This is a genomic window from Paenarthrobacter sp. NPDC057355 (assembly GCF_042667405.1).
In the GTDB taxonomy this organism is placed as follows: domain Bacteria; phylum Actinomycetota; class Actinomycetes; order Actinomycetales; family Micrococcaceae; genus Arthrobacter.
On record NZ_JBHVAL010000001.1, the window covers coordinates 518205 to 538275 of the forward strand.

The following is a 20071-nucleotide window of genomic DNA, read 5'->3' on the forward strand; positions in this document are numbered from 1 at the left end:
CTGATAAACCAGCGGAAAGTGCCGGTTATCAGTCATGTTCACTTTTGTCCTAGTGTCTACTGCTATGAGTGATGTTCTGGAATTGGCTTCCGTCAGCGTTGTCCGAGGCAAAAAGACCCTGCTGGACAAGGTTGACTGGCAGGTCAACGAAGGGGAACGGTGGGTCATCCTGGGCCCCAATGGTGCGGGCAAAACGACGCTTCTCCAGATCGCGGCCGCACGGCTGCACCCCAGCAGCGGCCAGGCCGGAATCCTCGACGAGACATTGGGGCGGGTCGACGTCTTTGAACTCCGTCCACGGATCGGCCTCTCCTCAGCCGCACTGGCCACACAGATCCCCGAGCACGAGAACGTTTTGAACGTAGTAGTCACCGCAGCGTACGGCGTCACCGGCCGCTGGCGGGAGGGGTACGAGCGCGACGACGAGCGCCGCGCCTTTGGCCTCCTGAACGACTGGGGGATGGGCCCCCTCCTCAACCGGACCTTCGCAACCCTTTCAGAGGGGGAGCGCAAGCGCGTTCAGATCGCCCGCGCCCTGATGACCGACCCCGAGCTGCTCCTGCTGGACGAGCCTGCCGCAGGCCTGGACCTTGGCGGGCGTGAGGAGTTGGTCCATAAGCTGGGCGAGCTCGCCAGCGACCCGGCCGCGCCGGCCATGGTCCTGGTAACCCACCACCTTGAAGAAGTGCCCCCGGGATTCACCCACGCGATGCTGTTGCGCGAAGGAGGGGTTGTTGCTGCCGGACCCATCAAGGAAGTCCTGACCGACGAGCATCTGGGCAACACCTTCGGCCTGGCTCTGGACGTTTCCGAAAATGCCGGGCGCTACACCGCCACGGCGCGCCGCTAGGGCGGTCCCAGTACACAATGGAGATTCTTAGCAGCATCCTGGTCTTTTTCGCGGGCTTGTGGGCCGGCACCATCAATGCGGTAGTGGGTTCCGGCACGCTGGTGACCTTCCCCGTGCTGATCGCCTTGGGCGTCGTGCCTGTCGTCGCTTCCATGAGCAACGCCATGGGTCTTGTAGCCGGTACGGCCGCCGGGGCCTGGGGTTATCGCCGTGAATTGGCTGGCCGTGGCAGGCAGCTGCTCAAACTGATGCCGGCATCACTGTTGGGTGGCATTACGGGCGCATGGCTGCTGCTCCACCTCCCGGAGAAAGTCTTTGGCTACGTAGCACCTGTCCTGCTGGTCGCCGCGCTGCTCATGGTGCTTTTCCAGCCCAAGCTCCAGGCGTGGATCCGCGACAGGGAACAGAACCCCGAGCACGCCATCAAGGACAAGAGCCACGGCATCCTCTTGGTGGTCCTGATCTACTTGGCCGGGGTGTACGGCGGATACTTCGTCGCCGCTCAAGGAATCCTCCTCGTGGGAATCCTCGGCGTCTTCCTCTCCGGCACCATGCAAAATGCCAACGCCATGAAGAACATTCTCACCCTGACGGTGAACTTGGTGGCGGCTGTGTCCTATCTCATCTTCGCCTTCGACAGAATCAACTGGTGGGTCGTCCTGCTCATTGCTGTCAGCTCTACCATCGGCGGGCTGCTCGGTTCCAAGGTTGGCCGGAAGTTGTCGCCCAAGGTACTGCGCGGCGTCATCTTCACGCTCGGCATCGTGGCTCTTGGCTTCATGATCGCCAACCTCCTGAAGTAGTCTCCGGTGACCTTCCACTACCTTGAGTCCGCCGATGATCCACGCGTGAGCGACTACACCACGCTCACCGACGTGCACCTGCGAAAGCTGCGGGAACCGCGGGAAGGCATGTACATCGCAGAGTCGTCCAGGGTGCTGCGAAGGGCCCTGGCCGCGGGCCACCAGCCACGCTCGTTCTTCCTCGCCGAGAAGTGGCTGGAGGACCTCGACGATGTCTTCAAGGCCTACCCGGATGTTCCTGTCTTCATTGGCAAAGCTTCTTTGCTGGAGGAGATCACAGGCTTCCACCTTCACCGTGGAGCCATGGCCGCAATGCACCGTCCGGATCCTGTGCCGCTGGAGGAACTCCTGGCCTCAGCACAGCGGGTCGCTGTCCTGGAAGACATCGTCGACCACACCAACGTCGGAGCGATTTTCCGTTCAGCCGCCGCACTGGGGGTGGATGCCGTGCTGGTCTCACCACGCTGCGGTGACCCTTTGTACAGGCGAAGCGTCCGTGTCAGCATGGGCACGGTTTTCCAGGTACCGTGGGCGCGCCTGGAAAGCTGGCCCGATGACTTGGAGCGGCTGAAGGAACAAGGCTTCACCGTGGCAGCCATGGAACTGACCGACGATGCGGTGGATCTGGACGATCTCGCGGCCAGGCAGCTTCCAAAACTGGCACTGGTGCTTGGAACAGAAGGTGCCGGGATGAGCCCGGAGACGCTGGCCGCCGTCGACGTCGCTGTCAAAATCCCCATGCGGGAAGGTGTCGATTCGCTCAATGTGGCCGCTGCTTCCGCCGTCGCCTTCTGGGAACTTCGCCCACGGGATTGGGCCGGTTCGTAGGGCGTGCCCGTTTCGGCTATGATTGGTTGTTGGCCCGGAAGCTGGAATGTTTGCATTACAGACCACGGTCCACCTCCATTCATACCTGGCAGCTGGCAAAATCCAGTTGCGCGAACAAAAGGTCCCATTATGAAGTCTGATATCCACCCGAAGTACGAAGCTGTTGTCTTCAACGACCTCGCTTCCGGTACGAAGTTCCTGACCAAGTCCACCGTGTCTTCCTCGAAGACCATCGAGTGGGAAGACGGAAACACCTACCCGGTTATCGACGTCGAAATCTCCTCGGAGTCCCACCCGTTCTACACGGGCAAGCAGCGCATCATGGACTCCGCTGGCCGCGTCGAGCGCTTCAACGCCCGCTTCAAGGGCTTCGGCGGCAAGAAGTAACCACTTCACCCCCAAGGCTTTCAAAGGCCCGTATTGCTGGATTTACCGGCAATGCGGGCCTTTGCGTTTTCCGGCAAGATGGACACCATGACTTCCCACCCCGAACCTTCAGACAACGCTCACGACGCCGGCACCCGCCTTCACGGTGAATACAAGGTACCGGGGGGAAAACTCGTGGTGGTGGACCTGGAGGTTCGGGATGGACGGTTCGCTGACGTTTCGCTGAGCGGGGACTTCTTCCTTGAGCCCGATGAAGCCCTCCAGGACATCAACCACGCGCTGACCGGGCTTCCTGAGGCGTCCACGGCCGCCGAGATTTCCACAGCGGTCACCGGCGGCCTGCCGGACGGCGCCACCCTTTTCGGTTTCTCCGCCGATGCCGTAGCCATTACGGTGCGGCGTGCGCTGTCCAAAGCGACCAGCTGGAGCGACCACCAGTGGGATGTTATACCGCCCTCGGTTCTTCCGACGCAGGTGAACGTCGCACTGGACGAAGTCCTCACGGAAGAGGTAGGTGCTGGTCTCCGCAATCCCACGTTGCGCTTCTGGGACTGGGAAGAGCCGTCCGTGGTCATCGGCAGTTTCCAGTCCGTGAAGAACGAAGTGGATCCCGAAGGCGTCGCCCGCCACGGCATCACGGTGGTTCGTCGAATCAGTGGCGGCGGGGCCATGTTTATGGAGGCTGGCAACTGCATCACGTATTCGCTCTATCTGCCGCAGACGCTTGTGGACGGCATAAGCTTTGCAGATTCCTACGCCTTCCTTGATGCATGGGTCATGGCCGCCCTGGAGAAGCTTGGGATCACAGCCTTCTATGTTCCCCTCAACGACATCGCCACGGACCAGGGAAAGATCGGCGGGGCCGCCCAGAAGCGACTCGCCAACGGCGGCATGCTGCATCACGTCACCATGAGCTATGACATCGACGCCGACAAAATGGTGGACGTGCTGCGGATCGGCAAGGAAAAGCTCTCGGACAAGGGCACCCGCAGCGCCAAGAAACGCGTGGACCCGCTGCGACGCCAGACCGGCATGGCCCGGTCAGCGATCATCCAGGCCATGCAGGAAGTATTTAGCGAGCGGTACGGTGCTGTGGAATCCAGGCTCACTGAAGCAGAACTCGAAGAAGCCCGGAAACGTGTGGACTCCAAGTTCGGTACCGGGGAATGGTTAAACCGGGTTCCCTAAACATCCTGACCACAGTTGAATACTGTCGGGCTACTGCGCACGCCATGCACCGGGCGGGCGTTCGCCGGGGGCTCGCCGACTTCGTCGATGGTGTGGCCACGGCAGGCAGTTGCAGTGACGCTGGCTCTTTCGATGCGGGACACGGTGAACCATCGCATTGCATCGCGCAGCCTGCACCATCCCACCAGGTACCACTGGCCGTTCGTGGAGGCGAAAAGCACGGGTTCCACGTCTCGGATGGTCGTCGTCCCGTCTGCCGAGGTGTACCTGACACGGACCACTCGCTGCGCGGCCATTGCTTCCTCCAACGCCGACCTGATGTTGCGCGAAGCGTAGCGAACCTCATTGACCCAGATGCGGCCGGCCAGTTCGTCCGCCCTTGCCTTGGTCACCGGATCGAGGACGTCCAGGATTTTATGCATACCCGCTGCGGCAAGATCCGCGTACGGCGCATCGGGGGCCGCAGACACGGCCGCCATGAGGGCCACGGCCTGCGCCGGGGATAGGGTGACTGGCGGCAGGGAGGACCCTGCCGCCAGTCCGTAACCACCGCCGGGGCCAGGACGGGACCATATGGGCGCCCCGCTGTTTTCCAGAGCATCAAGGTCTCTCTTGACGGTGCGTACGGATACCGCGAACTCACTGGCCAACGTTTCGGCGGAAACCCCCCGGGCACCACTGCGGCGCAACATCTCAGAGAGGGCATGGAGACGTTCGACCCGTCTCATCGTTCGAGCCTTCCCAAATTCATGACATAAATAGTGACATACCCTTGTCCACGGCGCCTGCGAGGGTGGTGTCATGACAACTTCCACAAACTGCCCCACCATTATTCTCGTCGCCGGTCACTGGCTGGGTGCATGGGCCTGGGATGAGGTCCTGGAACACCTGTGGTCCCATCACTTACGCGCGACGGCCTTGACCTTGCCCGGCCTCGACCCCGACGACCCCGACCGTGCTGCGAGGACGCTCGACGATCAGGCAGCAGCGATCCTGGACGCCATGGCCCGACTCGGTGTATCCGAGGACCAGCCAGCGATCCTCGTCGCCCACAGTGGTGCGAACGCTCCTGCCAGCCTCGTCCTGGACCGGCACCCGGAGCTCATCCAACGAATGGTCTGGGTAGACTCTGGCCCTCTGGCAACAGGAAGTACCTTCGCCCCGGACTTTCCCTTGGCGGAGCTTCCGCTGCCGTCCATCGATGTCCTCGCCAGCCAAGCGAGCCTGGAAGGCCTGAGCGCCGGAGACCTTGAGCGCTTCCAGTCCAAGGCCGTCCCGGAACCCGGCCCCGTGCTTCGTCAGCCCGTCGAGCTCACGAATTATGCCCGCCGGACGGTCCGCACCACACTGCTGTGCTGCTCAATACCCGGCACGACCGTGTTGCAGCTGGCCCACGCAGGGCATGCCATGTTTGCCGAAGTCGCACACATCGAGCACCTCGATATTCTTGACCTGCCGACGGGGCACTGGCCCATGTGGAGCCGCCCCCGCGACCTTGCCCAGGCCATACAGGCAGCGGCTTCACGGACCGACTGAAAGATCCCCTCACACCTGTCCAGTGGCGGCCTGGCCCGTCAGCGACCGCATGAGGTGGCTTCGCTGTTCGATGATGATCCGCCGCAGGGCGCGTGGCGCATCGGCATGGCTGCGCAGCCACTCGTCCGTCCTGACCAGCACCGGGTGATCCGCAGGGTCCATGCCCTCCTCGAGATCCTGGGCTGCCGGGAAGAGGCCCCTGACGATCCTGCCGGCAATTTCGATGCTGCGCCCCGCCCATACACGTTCCAGGCACTCGAAATACGGTTCAACATACGGTGCCGTCATGAAGGCGGGGGCAATGGAGAACCCAGCGATCGTAGCGCTCAGGATTTCATTGGACAGGCCATTGCCGTTGACGACAGCATCCCAGGCGGCTGCTTTCACTGAAGGGTCGGGGCGCGCCGCCGACGCCAGGGCGTGCCCTTCCTGTCCAGAGGCCGTCCTGTCCGCTTCGAGTTCCCGGTCCAATTCCTCCTGTGACGCCTGTCCCTGTGCGGCCAGGGCCTGCCAGAGGCTCCACCGCAGCTCAGCATCGACAACCAGACCCTCAACAATGGTGGTGCCATCGAGGATGCTGCGCAGCAGCGGAAGCTTAGTGTCACCATGACGGGAGACATCCGCCAGGGTCCTTGCCCAGGCCAATTGGTAGTCCGATCCAGGGGGCGAAACCTGCAGCTGGCGTGCTGTGACAGTGAGGAAATCCTTCCGCACCCCCTCTCGGGCGGCCGGGGGTACGAAGCGTTCGATGGCGCTTGAGGCATTTCCAAGAACATTGAGGAGGACGCCGATGCCCGATTCCGCCTGCGCGAACTGTTCGACGGCGCTGATGTAGCGTGACGCCGGTGTTACGGCATCCCGGGCGGAGTCCCAGAGGGCAGTCCAGCACAAGGCCCGCGCCATAGGGTCCTGGATCTTATCCAGCGAGGTACGCACCGTGCGCTCGGAAACAGGATCAAGCCGAACCTTGGCGTAGCTGAGATCATCGTCGTTGACCAACAAAAGGGCCGGCCGTTTCTTTCCGGCCAGTTCAGCCACCACGGTGCTGGGGCCCGCAATGTCCACGTCCACGCTTTCAGTCCGGACAAGGGCGCCGGTCTGGTCAGCGTCGTACAGACCAAGGCGGAGGCGGTGGGGCCGGAGTTCCTGGTGGCCCGTGATGGGGTCGATCGCATCCTGCTCAAGCAACACCGCGCCCATCAAACCGTCGTCGTCGGCGATGTCCGCTGCGATCGTGGAGATACCGGAGGTCTGCAACCACTGACGGGCCCAATGGCCAAGATCCCGCCCCGAGGCGTCGCTGAGCGCCTTCAGGAGATCCTGCAGGGAGGTATTGCCGAATTCGTGCTCCTTGAAATACTCACGGGAGCCGGCAATGAAGGCGTCGAAACCGACGTAGGCCACCAACTGCTTGAGCACTGACGCGCCCTTGGCATAGGTGATCCCGTCAAAGTTCTGCTTTGCGGCCTCGAGGTCCGGGATATCTGCCACAATCGGGTGGGTCGTGGGCAACTGGTCCTGGACGTAGGCCCATGCCTTGCGTTTGCTTGCGAAGTTCACCCAGGCCGAGTCCCAGTCGGTGGCCCGATCCACGCCCAGCGTCCCCATGAAGTCTGCGAAGGACTCCTTGAGCCACAAGTCATCCCACCACGCCATGGTCACGAGGTCCCCGAACCACATGTGGGCCATCTCATGCATAAGGGTGTTGGCCCGCCCCTGGTATTGGGCATCGGTGGCGCGGGAGGCATAAACGTATTTCTCGGTGAAGGTCACCAGCCCCGGGTTTTCCATGGCGCCAAGGTTGTATTCAGGCACGAATGCCTGATCGTACTTGCCCCACGGGTAGGGGTAGTCGAAGAGTTCGTTGAAGAAGGCCAAGCCGGCTTTGGTGAGCCGGAACAACTCTTCGGCATCGAACGACGCCGCCAAAGAGGACCGGCAGAAAAGTGCCAGCGGAACGTCAAGGCGGGTGCCGTCGTCGAGCGTTGTACCCCAGTGGTCTGTCGCCTTGAAGTAAGGGCCGGCCAGAACGGTGGTGATGTAGGTGGACATCCGCTTGGTGGTGGCGAAGGCCCACTGCGCAACGGCCTCCGCGCCGGGGACCGATGTACGCGCGGTCTCGGACCCGTTGGAAGCGACTTCCCATTCCGCCGGGGCAATGATGTGGAAAGTGAATTCCGCTTTGAGGTCCGGCTGTTCGAAGTTGGCAAAGACGCGGCGGCAGTCCGCGGGTTCGTACTGGGTGTACAGGTAGCACTGGCCATCAGCGGGATCCACGAAACGGTGCATCCCCTCACCGGAGCGGCTGTAGAGGGCCGTTCCCATGACGGTGACGGTGTTCTCGGCGTCGAGGTCTTCCAGGATGACCCTGTCCCGGTCCACCACCTGGCCGATGTCAAGTGCCCGCCCGTTCAAGACCACGGAATCCACGCCGCCATTGATGAAGTCGAGGAACGTGGCAGAGCCTGCTTGGGCTGAAAATGTGATGGTGCTGGTGCTCGGATATCCGGCGGCTGCGGGATCTGCCGCGTCGCGGACATCAAGGGTGACGTCGTAGCTGTGGGTGGTGATCAGGGCTGAGCGGGTAGCGGCTTCTTCGCGCGACAAATTGTGATTCGACACACAGCTATCTAATCATGATCCACGCTGCCACCAGCCCCAGGGAAGCGATGATCACCCAGGACCCCAGTGCCACCAACGCGGCGCGGCCTCCGGTATGGATCAGCGTCCTGACACGCACCGCGGAGCCCAAGCCGAACAAGGCCGAGGCGAGCAAAATGTCCTGGGCCACGGCAGCCGCTTCAAGTACTTCCGGCGTCGCCCATCCGGTGGAGCGCAGGGCCACCATGGCGATGAAGCCGACCACGAACAGCGGCACGATGGGCGGAAACCTGGCGTCGACGTCGTCCGCACCCGCTGAACCGTTGGCGCGTTGCCGCACGTGCTGGACCCGCTGGTGCAGCCCTGCGGCAGCGACGATAGGCGCCAGGAGCACCACCCGGGTCAGTTTGACGACGACGGCGATGGCCAGCGCCGCTGTCCCTGCAGTTTGCGCTGTGGCCACCACCTGGCCGACGTCGTGTACGGAAGCACCCGTCCAGGCCCCGAATTGCGCTGGATTCAGGTTCAGCGGATGCATCAGCAGTGGTAGCACACCGATGGCCAGGGTGCCGCAGAGGGTCACCAGCGCCACAGGCAGCACCGTGTCCTGATGCCTGATCCGGCGCACGGCGGCCATGGCGCCGATGGCTGAGGCGCCGCAGATGGAAAAGCCCGTGGCAATCAACAAAGAAGCTTCGCCGGGCAGTCGCAGCAACCGGGCCAGTCCATAGGTACCGGCAAAACTGACCAGGACGACCCCGGCGATCAAAAGCAGGGACAACCAGCCAAGGCCGAGTACGTCCCACACACTGACTTTGAGGCCCAACAACACAATGCCCGCGCGCATGAGGTGCTTTCCCGCGAAGTCCAGGCCCGGCCGGGCGCGCCCCGCAACCAGCACCGCGGTGCCCGGTATATTTGCTGAGAGCAAACCCAAAGCAACAGCAAGCGTCATGGCCGGGATCGCAGGCAACACTGTGTGGATGGCGAAGGCAAGTCCGGTCGCGGCGACGCTCAGGACCAACCCTGGCCCCAGCCGTGACAGCTGGGACGCAAGTCTGTTGAAGGGCATGCCACAACCCTGCCGGATGGGGGCACGGAAGGCGAAACCGGGAGCACCCGGAAACCGCGACACAATCAGTGCGTAATGCGCTCGACTCAAAAAGGTGATTGTCTGATTCCCATGTCTGACCTATTCCAGGATTACTCCGAGGCCGCCGCCCGCAGCGGAGCCTACGACGAGATGTTTGCCCCCGGCCACGTTGCCAGAAAATCCTACGGTCAGGTCTCCGGTGCCCTGCGCGAGCTTTCCCTCGCAGATGTCACCGCCCGCGCCGACTCCATGGCGCGGACCTTCCTGGACCGTGGTGTCACCTTCGACTATGCGGGAGAGGAGCGGCCCTTCCCGTTGGACATTGTCCCCAGGGTCATTCCCGCCGATGAGTGGGATGTGCTCGAACGCGGAGTTGCCCAGCGGGTCAAAGCACTCGAAGCGTTCCTCAACGACGTCTACGGGCGGATGGCCGTGGTGGCAGATGGCGTGATTCCGCGGCAGCTGGTCACCACCAGCGCGCATTTCCATCGGGCCGTCCACGGATTCGAGCCCTCAGGCGGAGTCCGGGTCCATGTCTCCGGCATCGACGTCGTCCGGGACGCTGCTGGAACGTTCCGCGTCCTTGAGGACAACGTCCGCGTCCCCTCCGGCGTCAGCTACGTCCTGGAAAACCGCAGGGCAATGGCGAAGGGCTTACCCGAGGCGTTCGGGCAGCAGCACATCAGGCCGGTGGAGGAGTACCCACGGCGGCTTCTGTCCGCCCTCCGCAAGACCGCACCCGCCGGCGTCGATGATCCCACGGTGGTGGTCCTGACCCCGGGTGTCTTCAACAGCGCCTATTTCGAACACACGCTCCTGGCCGGTCTCATGGGTGTTGAACTCGTCGAGGGCAGGGACCTTATCTGCCGCGGCAACCGCGTCTACATGCGGACGACAGCAGGCGAACAGCGCGTGGATGTCATCTACAAGCGCATCGACGACGACTTCCTGGATCCCCTGCAGTTCCGCTCGGATTCCATGCTCGGCTGCCCGGGCCTGGTCAACGCTGCACGGGCCGGGGGAGTGACCATCGCCAACGCTGTGGGCAACGGGGTTGCCGATGACAAGCTCGTGTACAGTTACGTGCCTGACTTGATCCGGTACTACCTTCACGAAGAGCCCATCATCGCCAACGTCGACACCTTCCGGCTGGAGGAAAAGGAAGCCAGGGAGCACGTCCTGGACCGACTTGAGGAACTGGTGGTCAAACCTGTTGACGGTTCCGGCGGAAAGGGACTGGTCATTGGGCCGGACGCCTCAAAGGAAGAACTGGATGCATTGCGCAAGCGCGTGATCGCCGACCCCCGCGGCTGGATCGCCCAACCTGTGCTGCAGCTCTCTACGGTTCCGACATTGTCCGGGGACAAGTTCGGCCCGCGCCACGTTGACCTGCGGCCTTTTGCAGTGAACGACGGCGACGACGTCTGGGTCCTCCCTGGCGGGCTCACCCGGGTGGCGCTCAAGGAGGGATCGTTGATTGTGAACTCCAGCCAGGGCGGTGGCTCGAAAGACACCTGGGTCCTGGCGAACTCGCCCCAGATGCCGGCCGAGGTCATCCCGCGGCAGTCCGTCACCTTGCGTGAACAGGTTTCCGTGTGGCCCGTTGAAAGCAATTGGCGCGACCGGCAAACGGAGCAGCAGCAGTGAACCCGTTCCAACCACCACTTGAACTTCGACATGCACCACGCGAAGGAGGCACAGCCGCATGCTGAGCCGTATTGCTGAGTCACTCTTTTGGATCGGCCGCTACGTAGAGCGGGCCGACGGCACTGCCCGGATCCTGGATGTGCACCTGGAGCGCCTGAACCACCTGCCCCTGGAAGAGCAGCGCAGCGTGGCCAGGGAACTTCTGGCCGTCATGGGAGCGCGGCCCCAGAGCGAGGATTTCGGCCTCCCCGAGTTACTTCATGCCCTGGCCTATGACAAACAGAGCGCATCGTCCATTGCCGGTTCCCTCGGAGCCGCCCGTGAAAACGCTCGGCGTGCCAGGGAAACGGTGTCCCAGTCACTGTGGGAGAGCCTGAACACTACCTACTACGGTCTGAACCAGCACCGTAAGGACGTAGTGGGCACGTACCGCTTCTGCAACTGGGTGCTGGAACGGACAGCCATGGTGCGTGGCCTGGCAGACACCACTGTCAGCCACGATGAGAGCTGGCTGTTCATGGTCCTCGGGCGCTCGTTGGAGCGAGCAGACATGACGGCCCGGATGCTGTCCACCCGTGACGTCCAGTCCGCTGGAATGTCCTGGGTGAACATGCTGCGATGCGCCGGCGCGTACGAGTCCTTCATCCGGACCCGGCGTGCAGCTTTCGGTGACCAGCACGCCGCCGAGTTCCTGCTGCTGGACCGCCTGTTCCCACGCTCCATCGTGTATGCCCTGCGCGACGCTGATGAGTGCCTGGCTAAGCTCGATCCATCGGCGCAGCGCGTTGGCTTCATCAACGATGCCCGCCGGATCGTGGGACAGGCCCGGACTTTCCTTGAGTTCCACCGCACCGATGACCTGATGTCCGAGCTGCCAGAGCATATGGAGCGGGTGCAGAAGGCTGTTACGCAGGCATCGGACGCAATTTCCCGTAAGTACTTCAATCAGGCTGATGAACACGCCTGGGTGGGAGAAGTTTCATGACCCGGCTGAGCATCGTCCACAAGACGGCCTACAAGTACAACCGCCGTGTGACGTTGTCCTACAACGAAGCCCGGATGACTCCGCTCACAGACGGCCAGCAAGTGGTGCTGGAGTCCTCGCTGAAGGTCTCGCCCAATCAGGCCTCCGTCAGCAGCTACAGGGACTATTGGGGAACCCGCGTGACTGCCTTCGATATGCAGATGCCGCACGAGAGCCTTGAGGTGTTGGCCACAGCGACCGTGGAAGTGCACCGCACGGAACGGGTCGCCGTCGAGGACGACATCGTCGGGTGGGATGTCATGTCCTCCGACAAGGTGCAGGACGAATTCAGCGATTGGCTTCCGCAGTCCCGTCTCAGCGGCCCCGGTGAAGAAGTCCTTGGTATTGTTCCCGGCATTGTCGAGGGCAAAAATCCACATGAGGCGGCCTTGGCGATTTTCGCGTGGATGGCCGGAGAAATGACCTACATGAAGGGCACCACCGGCGTGACAACCAACGCTGAACAGGCGTGGACCCAGCGCCAAGGTGTGTGCCAGGACCTGGCCCACCTCGCCATCGGTGCCCTGCGCTGCAGCGGAATCCCCGCCCGCTATGTTTCGGGCTACATCCATCCCAGGTCCTCAGCCGGCATCGGCGAAACTGTGGCCGGTCAATCCCATGCCTGGCTGGAATGGTGGGATGGCGAGTGGCGCAGCTGGGACCCCACCAACCACAAGCCGGCCGGCGATTACCACGTGACGGTCGCGAGGGGCCGCGACTACAGGGATGTGCCTCCGTTGAAGGGAATCCTCTCCGGCGGCGGTGGTTCAGGACTCGCCGTGTCGGTGGAGATCACCCGCCTCGCGTAGAGAGTTTTCGTACAGATAAGGCCCTTAAGAAGCGCTCTTAAAGGCCCTTAAGAAGCGCTCTTAAGGGCCTTATCTGTACACAAACTCAAGGGGTTTACCAAGGGGATGGCTTGTAGTCCTTCAGGAACACCCCGTACTGGTCTTCGCCCTTTTCACCCATCACGATGGGGTCGTACACGCGGGCAGCGCCGTCCACCAGGTCCAAGGGAGCGTGGAACCCTTCTTCCATGAGGCGCACCTTGGTGTAGTGCGGGCGCTCATCGGTAATCCAGCCGGTATCGACGGCGGTCATGAGGATGCCGTCCGAGTCCAGCATCTCCTGGGCACTGGTGCGGGTCATCATGTTCAAGGCAGCCTTGGCCATGTTGGTGTGCGGGTGCCCCGGTCCCTTGTAGGCGCGGGAGAACTGTCCCTCCATGGCAGAGACATTGACGATGTATTTCCGGCGCGCTGTGGACCGCTTCATGGCGCCCCGCAGCCGGCTGACCAGTAGGAACGGCGCAGTGACATTGCAGAGCTGCACCTCCAGCATCTCAAGGGGGTCCACCTCATCGACAACCTGCGTCCAGCTGTTGATGGTGGCGAGGTCGGGGACCAGGCCGCCGGCGTCGATGGCGGTTCCTGACTCAATCCGTTCCAAGGATGCCGAACCGGTGGACAATGCCAGGGAAGTGATGGCGTCACCTGCCAGCACGGGGTGCTCGGTCACGCTGCTGGCCAAGGCCAACGGGTGTTTGTCGTGGGCATGGCCGAAGGTCACGAGCTCCGGACCACCGTTTGCAGCTTCCAAGGCAGCCGGAAGAGGCTCATCCTCGGCATCGACCAAGGGCTTGTAGGCATTCCCAGAGCGGCGCACGGTTTGGGCGGCGTTGTTGATGATGATGTCCAGCGGGCCGGCCTCGTTGAGGGAGTCGGTCAAGGCCATGACCTGCGCAGGATCACGAAGATCGATGCCGACGATCCGGAGGCGGTGCAGCCACTCGCCGCTGTCCTCCATGGCGGCAAACCGGCGCGCGGCGTCTTTGGGGAACCTGGTGGTGATGGTGGTGTGGGCTCCGTCCCGGAGCAGGCGCAGGGCGATGTACATGCCGATTTTGGCGCGTCCGCCGGTCAGCAGCGCGCGACGACCCGTGAGATCCGTGCGGGCATCGCGCTTGCTGTGGCTGAAGGCTGCGCATTCGGGGCACAGTTGGTGGTAGAACGCATCCACCTGCGTGTAGTGCTGCTTGCAGATGTAGCAAGGCCGCGAACGGATCAGGTGTCCGGCAATCTCACCCGTCGTGGAAGGAGCGAGCTTGTTGCCACGGGTCTCGTCGTCGATGCGATCGGGGGCCGCAGTGGCCGTCAGGGCGATGACGGCGCGGTCGGCTTCGGCGATGGAATCGCGCTTGGTGACACGGCGGTGGCGTTTGACGGCCTTGAACATCTTGCCGGTGGCACGCCGGACTGCAATGTAGTCCGGGTGCTCTTCGTCATAGACGTGGATCGTGGTCAGAACCTTGAGGCAGGCCTGGATCTCTTCAGGCGTCAGATCGGTGGAGCTCATTGACCTGATTTTACAGCCTTGGGAGCCTCCGGCCTGCCTCGGGTTCTGTGAAGCTGAGGACGTGCGTCCTAGTGGGAGGCACCTTGCGACGCTGGGCCGGTAACCCGTGATTGGATCCCTGCAGCGACCTTTTCCGCGGAATCGCGGATGTCGGGGTCATGATGGGTGGCCGCCTTGACGGCCTCCGGCAATGCGGCCCGATGCTTGGCGGACAACTCGAGCTCGGCCTCACCGGGCTCGGGAACAATCTGGCCCTTGGCAAGAACCGTGATACCGGATTCCGTGACCTTGTATCCACGGGCTTTGTCCAGCGCGGGGTCAAGGCCGATGGCAGCACCTGCAGGGACCTTGACATTCTTATCCAGGATGGCCCTCTTAATGACGGCCCCCTCACCCACATACACCTTGTCCATCAAGACGGAGTCCTGGACACGGCTGCCTGCCGCAACGTAGGCATCGTTGGACAGAACCGAGCCTTCTACGATGCCGCCGGAGATCACGACACCACTGGCCACGATGGAGTCCAGTGCGGCGCCTACCGTGTTGTTGCCGCCCCGGACGAACTTGGCAGGCGGGGAGATGCTCTGCCGGGTGTAGATCGGCCACTCGGAGTTATACAGGTTGAACACCGGCACGGGGGAGATGAGATCCATGTGGGCGTCGTAGAACGAATCGATGGTACCTACGTCACGCCAGTAAGTACGGTCACGATCCGTAGCACCGGGAATGTCGTTAAGGGTGAAGTCGTAGACACCGGCTTCGCCTTGGTCCACGAAGTAGGGAATGATGTCGCCACCCATGTCGTGTTTGGTATCCAGGCGTTCAGCATCCACATGCAACGCTTCGACCAAGGCGTCGGCATTGAACACATAGTTGCCCATGGAAGCCAGGAACTGTGAGGGATCCGCTGCGAGTCCGGGGGTGCTGGCAGGTTTCTCCACGAAGGCTGCGATCTTCTGGGGATCGTTCTGGTCCACTTCGATGACGCCGAACTGGTTGGCCATGTTCAGCGGTTGGCGTACGGCCGCGACGGTGGCCTTGGCTCCGCTTGCAATGTGCTGCTCCACCATCTGGGAGAAGTCCATGCGGTAAACGTGGTCCGCGCCGACCACTACCACGATGTCCGGGGCGTCATCATGGATCAGGTTCAACGATTGGTAGATCGCATTGGCACTGCCAAGGAACCAGCTCTTGCCCACACGCTGCTGCGCCGGAACTGAGGCGACGTACCGGCCCAGCTGCGTGGACATGCGCCACGTCTCCGAGATGTGCCGGTCAAGGCTGTGCGATTTGTACTGCGTCAGTACAACGATTTTCAAATATCCCGAATTAACAAGATTGGACAAGGCAAAGTCAATTAGCCGGTAGCCGCCGGCAAACGGAACGGCCGGTTTGGCCCTGTCCGCCGTCAGCGGCATGAGTCGGTTGCCTTCGCCACCGGCCAATACGATTGCCAAAACTTTCTTCAACGCCATGGTCACTGCTCCCCGTACGTCTTCGTATCCCCCAAAAGTCCGATTTTCCGGACCCTTTCACACTAGAACACATACGCCGGAACGACTACGTTGGGTAGCGTGCGAATAGACATTGTGACTAAAGAATTCCCTCCGGAAATTTATGGCGGTGCCGGTGTCCACGTTGCCGAGCTCAGCCGGGTGCTGGCGAAGCACGTCGACCTTCGGGTCAGGGCCTTCGGTGCGCCCCGCGACGCCGACTATCACGGGGCAACGGTGTCCTCGTATGCCACGCCCGAAGATCTTGGCGAAGCCAACGCTGCCGTCCAGACGCTTGGCGTGGACCTCAGGATCGTTCCGGACATTGCGGGAGCGGACCTGGTCCACTCGCACACCTGGTACGCCAACATGGCCGGACACCTCGCTTCACTGCTTCATGGCATTCCCCACGTGCTCAGTGCCCACAGCCTGGAGCCCCTGCGGCCGTGGAAAGCCGAGCAGCTGGGAGGCGGCTACGCGCTGTCCTCCTGGGTGGAAAAAACAGCCTACGAGGCCGCCGCTGCCATCATCGCCGTCTCGGACGGCATGCGCCAGGACATCCTCCGGAGCTACCCCAACGTTGATCCGGACAAGGTCAAGGTGGTCCATAACGGCATCGATGTCTCCCTGTGGGAGCGTGATGAGGAAGACGACGCCGTGAAAGCGTTGGGTATCGATCCCGCCAAACCCAGCGTGGTTTTCGTCGGCCGCAACACCCGTCAGAAGGGGGTTCCGTACCTGCTTCGCGCGGCCTCGAGCCTCCCGGACGATGTCCAGTTGGTGCTTTGCCTCGGCGCCGCCGACACCCCCGAACTGGCTGCGGAGACGGCTCGTCTCATCGAAGAGCTCCAGAGCAAGCGTGAGGGAGTGGTTCTGATCGAGAGGATGCTTCCGCGCAGGGAGCTCATCCAGGTCCTGAGCCATGCCACGGCTTTTGCCTGCCCCTCCATCTACGAACCCCTGGGCATCGTGAACCTTGAGGCCATGGCGTGCGGCGCGGCCGTCGTCGCCAGCGCCACAGGAGGCATTCCCGAAGTGGTCCAACACGGCGAAACCGGCCTGCTGGTGCCCTTGGAACAGGTCACCGACGGCACCGGCACTCCGCTGGATCCGGAGAAATTCGTGGGTGATTTCGCTGCCGCGTTGAACGAGGTCGTTTCGGACCCCGCCCGGGCCCGGGAAATGGGCATCGCTGGAAGGCGCCGGGCGGAGGAACACTTCTCCTGGGAATCCATCACGGAAACCACTCTCGAGGTGTACCGCTCAGTGCTGCGGTAACAAAAGTTCCGCCAAATAGTACGACGGCGCCGCCCCCTTTGGTGGGGACGACGCCGTCGCGCTTTAACTCGTTGAAATCCGGAGAATTCCCCGACTGTTCACCGAACGGTACGGCAACACTGCTAGCGGGACTTTGACGCTTTCAGCGCCAGCAGGGCTTTCTCGTCGGCAGGGGCGCTGCCGCTGGCGCGCTGCTCGCGGAAGTATTGGCGTGCCTCGTCCTGACGCTCCACTTCAGCCCCGGTGGCGATCCGCGCCCGGAGGTGCTCAGGGCCGTAGCCAAAGGCATCCACCAAGTCCACTGCATGTGGCCGGATCTTGACCAACAGCCGGTTGATGTAAGTGCCTACTGTCCGCCCACGCTGCATGGAAAGCCGGCCGTTCATCAGGTACCAGGACAGGTGCTTCTCAATGAGGGACAGGCCAAAGAGGTCACGCAACCAGGTCAGCACCTGCTTGGTTCCCTCATCCGGGGCCTGGGCCAGGGCTTCGGTGAACGCCTCCCATTGGAGCAGTTCCGCGTGGGCCTGGGCTGCTTCGATCAGTTCGTGCTGGTGTTGGTTGAAGAGCGCTGCCGCCTGGTGTTGGGGGAGCTTGTTGGCACCCTTCAACGCCGCTCCGACTTCGGCAACCATCGATTGGACGCGGTCCGCGAGCAAGGTCCGCTGGCCTTCTTCGTCACGCAGGGCCAAGGCCGCCTTCTGAACCGAACCGTTGTCCGCCACGAACTGGGCTACCTGTCGCAAGCCGGTCCGGTGCAAGGCCACGCCGGCGGCCTGGTCCACGACGTAGCGGGCCAGCACGCCAAAGTCGGCGCTCCGGAATTCCTTGGCGTAATCGGCAAGGAGCCGCTTGGCCACCAGTTGCAGCAGCACCGTGTTGTCGCCTTCGAACGTCACGTAGACATCGAGGTCTGCACGGAGCGAAGCGAAGCGGTTCTCAATCAGGAACCCAGCGCCGCCGCATGCTTCGCGGCATTCCTGCAGGGTGTCCAGTGCATGCCAGGTGCTCAGGGGCTTGAGGGCTGCCGCGAGCGTTTCCAGGTCCTGGCGGTCGGCGTCGGTATCATGCGCACCGGAGAACACGTCATCGAACTTCTGGAGCAATTGTTCGTGGGCGAAGCTTGCAGCGTACGTGGTAGCCAAGCGGGTGAAGAGCCGGCGCTGGTGCCTCTGGTAGTCCAGGAGGACTTCTTCATCCGTGGCGGAGGAGGCATTGAACTGCCGGCGCTCAGTGGCGTACTGGATGGCCGTTTTCAGTGCCACCTTGCTGGCGGCAACCGCGGCACCATCCAAGGAAACCCGCCCTTGGACGAGGGTACCCAGCATGGTGAAGAAGCGTCGTCCCGGGCTTGCGATGCTGGAGGTGTAGGTACCGTCGGCAGCGACGTCGCCGTAGCGGTTCAAGAGGTTGGTGCGGGGGATCCGGACATCGGTGAAGTGAAGGCGGCCGTTGTCGATACCGTTGAGTCCGCCCTTGATGCCATCGTCTTCGCCGCCGATGCCCGGCAGGAACTCCTTGGTGGCCGGATCACGGATTTCCACGTAAAAGGCGTGGACGCCATGGTTGACGTTCTTCGTAATCAGCTGGGCGAACACCACCGCAGCGAGACCATCATTGGCCGCGTTGCCGATGTAGTCCTTCCATGCAGCGCGGAAGGGAGTGTTGATGATGAATTCCTGGCTGGCGGCATCGTAGGTGGCGGTCGTGGCGATGCTCGCGACGTCCGAGCCGTGACCGGTCTCCGTCATGGCGAAGCAGCCGGGAATCTCCAGGCTCATGATGCCGGGCAGCCACTTGTCGTGGTGCTCGGCAGTCCCCAGGTGCATGACGGCGGAGCCGAACAGTCCCCACTGCACGCCCGCCTTGATCTGGAGGGAGGGGTCTGCCGTGACCAGTTCCTCGAAGCCGGCAATATTTCCGCCGTGGTCATCCGAGCCACCCAGGCGCTTCGGGAAGGCGCGGTGGACAGCGTTGTTGTCCACCAGGAATTTCAGCTGTTCGAACACGCGGGCACGGTGCTCGGTGTGCTGCAGCCCCTCGATCTTCTGCACAGCGGGGTTGCCGGCCACCTCTCGTGCCTGGTGCCGGATTTCCGCCCATTTGCCGAGGAGCTGCTTACCCAGAGCCGCGACATCGACTTTCGGTTCGGCGGCAGTGGCGGCGTCCTCGCGGCCTGCCGGCTTGTTGGCCGATGAGGCCCGGTCCACTACTTCAGTCATGTTGATTCCTTCTTTGGTTCCGATAACTGATGAGTCATTTGCTGCTGTCATGTGGTGGCCTTCAGCTGCGGGGCGATGCCCAGGCACAACCAGTCGGTGATTTGTCCGGCCATCGCCGCCTGGTCCGGCTTTCCAGCGCCTGCTGGACTTCCGAGCCACATCTCGCCGGCGTTTCGGACCAAACCTATGGCCGCGGTGGGCCAATAGACGATTACCGCTTCCTTTTCGCCGCCGAGATGCTCACGCATGGGCGTGGCGATCATCTCGGTGATCTGCTCGAAAAAGTTCCCCAGTGCACCGGACGCCGCGATGGCATCCTGCGCGGATGCTTCACCCGGCGTGAGCCTTGTAATGAACGCGTAGACGTTGGGACTCGACTCGGCCATTTGCAGGTATGCAGACACCATGGCATACAGCCCTTCGCGGGGTGTTTGCGCGAGCTGGGCAGCTTCCCGCATGCGGCGCTGCATTTGCCCCAGGACCACCTCACCCATGGCCTGTTGGAGGCCGGCCTTGTCACCAAAATAGCGATAGAACACCGACTTGGATGTGCCCGCGGCGCCGGCGATGTCCTCCATGGAGGCATCACTTCCGAGTCGGTGGACTGCCTTCCGCGCCGCCTTAATGAGTTCGCGACGCCGCTCTTCACGATGGGACTGCCAGCGGGAGGCCCGGCCGTCAATCGCGGCGGAGGCCTCGCCCGGGGGAGCCTCTGCGGCGGTAGGGAATTCCTGTTGGGGGCTGTTCACGATACCCAGCGTATCAG

At 62.7% G+C, this 20071-nt stretch carries 17 protein-coding genes; 10 read left to right on the plus strand and 7 right to left on the minus strand.

The genetic code is table 11. From position 1 onward, the window contains the following. Positions 1 to 64: 64 nt before the first annotated feature. The 5 genes from ACFUOZ_RS02390 (at position 65) to ACFUOZ_RS02410 (ending at position 4056) form a co-directional block, all read left to right on the plus strand. Complete coding sequence (locus ACFUOZ_RS02390) at positions 65 to 850, plus strand: ABC transporter ATP-binding protein (RefSeq protein ID WP_377544378.1); 786 nt, start codon at positions 65 to 67, stop codon at positions 848 to 850. A gap of 17 nt (positions 851 to 867) precedes the next feature. Then, entirely contained in the window at positions 868 to 1653 is a 786-nt protein-coding gene (locus tag ACFUOZ_RS02395; protein WP_377544381.1) for a sulfite exporter TauE/SafE family protein, read from the plus strand. A gap of 6 nt (positions 1654 to 1659) precedes the next feature. Then, on the plus strand, positions 1660 to 2481 hold the full coding sequence (locus tag ACFUOZ_RS02400) for a TrmH family RNA methyltransferase (protein WP_377544384.1): 822 nt from the start codon (positions 1660 to 1662) through the stop codon (positions 2479 to 2481). 129 nt (positions 2482 to 2610) lie between these two features. Continuing rightward, positions 2611 to 2868 (plus strand): type B 50S ribosomal protein L31, encoded by a 258-nt coding sequence (locus ACFUOZ_RS02405; RefSeq protein WP_066275740.1) that lies wholly within the window; start codon positions 2611 to 2613, stop codon positions 2866 to 2868. Between the two features lie 87 nt (positions 2869 to 2955). Then, positions 2956 to 4056, plus strand: a complete 1101-nt coding sequence (locus ACFUOZ_RS02410) for a biotin/lipoate A/B protein ligase family protein (RefSeq protein ID WP_377544388.1) — start codon at positions 2956 to 2958, stop codon at positions 4054 to 4056. On the opposite strand, the gene ACFUOZ_RS02415 is transcribed toward ACFUOZ_RS02410, so the two are convergent. Further along, positions 4053 to 4784, minus strand: a complete 732-nt coding sequence (locus tag ACFUOZ_RS02415) for a helix-turn-helix transcriptional regulator (protein ID WP_377544392.1) — start codon at positions 4782 to 4784, stop codon at positions 4053 to 4055. The genes ACFUOZ_RS02410 and ACFUOZ_RS02415 overlap by 4 nt on opposite strands. Positions 4785 to 4857: 73 nt before the next feature. Here ACFUOZ_RS02415 and ACFUOZ_RS02420 point away from each other — a divergent pair, with 73 nt between their 5' ends. Continuing rightward, a complete protein-coding gene (locus ACFUOZ_RS02420; RefSeq protein ID WP_377544395.1) occupies positions 4858 to 5592 on the plus strand; it encodes an alpha/beta fold hydrolase in 735 nt (244 codons plus the stop codon). 9 nt (positions 5593 to 5601) lie between these two features. On the opposite strand, the gene pepN is transcribed toward ACFUOZ_RS02420, so the two are convergent. Then, on the minus strand, positions 5602 to 8214 hold the full coding sequence (gene pepN, locus ACFUOZ_RS02425) for an aminopeptidase N (protein ID WP_377544398.1): 2613 nt from the start codon (positions 8212 to 8214) through the stop codon (positions 5602 to 5604). Positions 8215 to 8218: 4 nt separating this feature from the next. Next, the gene (locus ACFUOZ_RS02430; protein ID WP_377544401.1) at positions 8219 to 9265 is read right to left on the minus strand and encodes a YeiH family protein; all 1047 of its coding nucleotides are present in this window, start codon (positions 9263 to 9265) and stop codon (positions 8219 to 8221) included. Positions 9266 to 9376: 111 nt separating this feature from the next. On the opposite strand from ACFUOZ_RS02430, the gene ACFUOZ_RS02435 reads away from it, so the two are divergent. The 3 genes from ACFUOZ_RS02435 to ACFUOZ_RS02445 are packed head-to-tail and all read left to right on the plus strand — an operon-like array spanning position 9377 to position 12766. Beyond that, on the plus strand, positions 9377 to 10933 hold the full coding sequence (locus ACFUOZ_RS02435; protein ID WP_039241274.1) for a circularly permuted type 2 ATP-grasp protein: 1557 nt from the start codon (positions 9377 to 9379) through the stop codon (positions 10931 to 10933). A 58-nt stretch (positions 10934 to 10991) separates the two neighbouring features. Continuing rightward, positions 10992 to 11918: an alpha-E domain-containing protein gene (locus ACFUOZ_RS02440; RefSeq protein WP_377544404.1), complete on the plus strand. Its 927-nt coding sequence runs from the start codon at positions 10992 to 10994 to the stop codon at positions 11916 to 11918. Next, entirely contained in the window at positions 11915 to 12766 is an 852-nt protein-coding gene (locus tag ACFUOZ_RS02445) for a transglutaminase N-terminal domain-containing protein (protein WP_377544407.1), read from the plus strand. The genes ACFUOZ_RS02440 and ACFUOZ_RS02445 overlap by 4 nt, the downstream gene beginning before the upstream one ends. Positions 12767 to 12860: 94 nt before the next feature. On the opposite strand, the gene ACFUOZ_RS02450 is transcribed toward ACFUOZ_RS02445, so the two are convergent. Both ACFUOZ_RS02450 and glgC read right to left on the minus strand, forming a co-directional pair. Then, the gene (locus ACFUOZ_RS02450) at positions 12861 to 14312 is read right to left on the minus strand and encodes an SDR family NAD(P)-dependent oxidoreductase (RefSeq protein WP_377544410.1); all 1452 of its coding nucleotides are present in this window, start codon (positions 14310 to 14312) and stop codon (positions 12861 to 12863) included. Between the two features lie 68 nt (positions 14313 to 14380). Then, the gene (gene glgC / locus ACFUOZ_RS02455) at positions 14381 to 15793 is read right to left on the minus strand and encodes a glucose-1-phosphate adenylyltransferase (protein WP_377544413.1); all 1413 of its coding nucleotides are present in this window, start codon (positions 15791 to 15793) and stop codon (positions 14381 to 14383) included. Positions 15794 to 15886: 93 nt separating this feature from the next. Here glgC and glgA point away from each other — a divergent pair, with 93 nt between their 5' ends. Further along, positions 15887 to 17083, plus strand: coding sequence for a glycogen synthase (glgA, locus tag ACFUOZ_RS02460; protein WP_377544416.1), 1197 nt, complete (start codon positions 15887 to 15889; stop codon positions 17081 to 17083). A 122-nt stretch (positions 17084 to 17205) separates the two neighbouring features. Here the strand turns inward: glgA and ACFUOZ_RS02465 are convergent, their stop codons facing one another. Together ACFUOZ_RS02465 and ACFUOZ_RS02470 are read right to left on the minus strand one after the other, a co-directional pair. Further along, positions 17206 to 19305, minus strand: coding sequence for an acyl-CoA dehydrogenase (locus ACFUOZ_RS02465; RefSeq protein ID WP_377544419.1), 2100 nt, complete (start codon positions 19303 to 19305; stop codon positions 17206 to 17208). 47 nt (positions 19306 to 19352) lie between these two features. Next, the gene (locus tag ACFUOZ_RS02470) at positions 19353 to 20054 is read right to left on the minus strand and encodes a TetR/AcrR family transcriptional regulator (RefSeq protein WP_377544421.1); all 702 of its coding nucleotides are present in this window, start codon (positions 20052 to 20054) and stop codon (positions 19353 to 19355) included. Between the last annotated feature and the right edge of the window lie 17 nt (positions 20055 to 20071).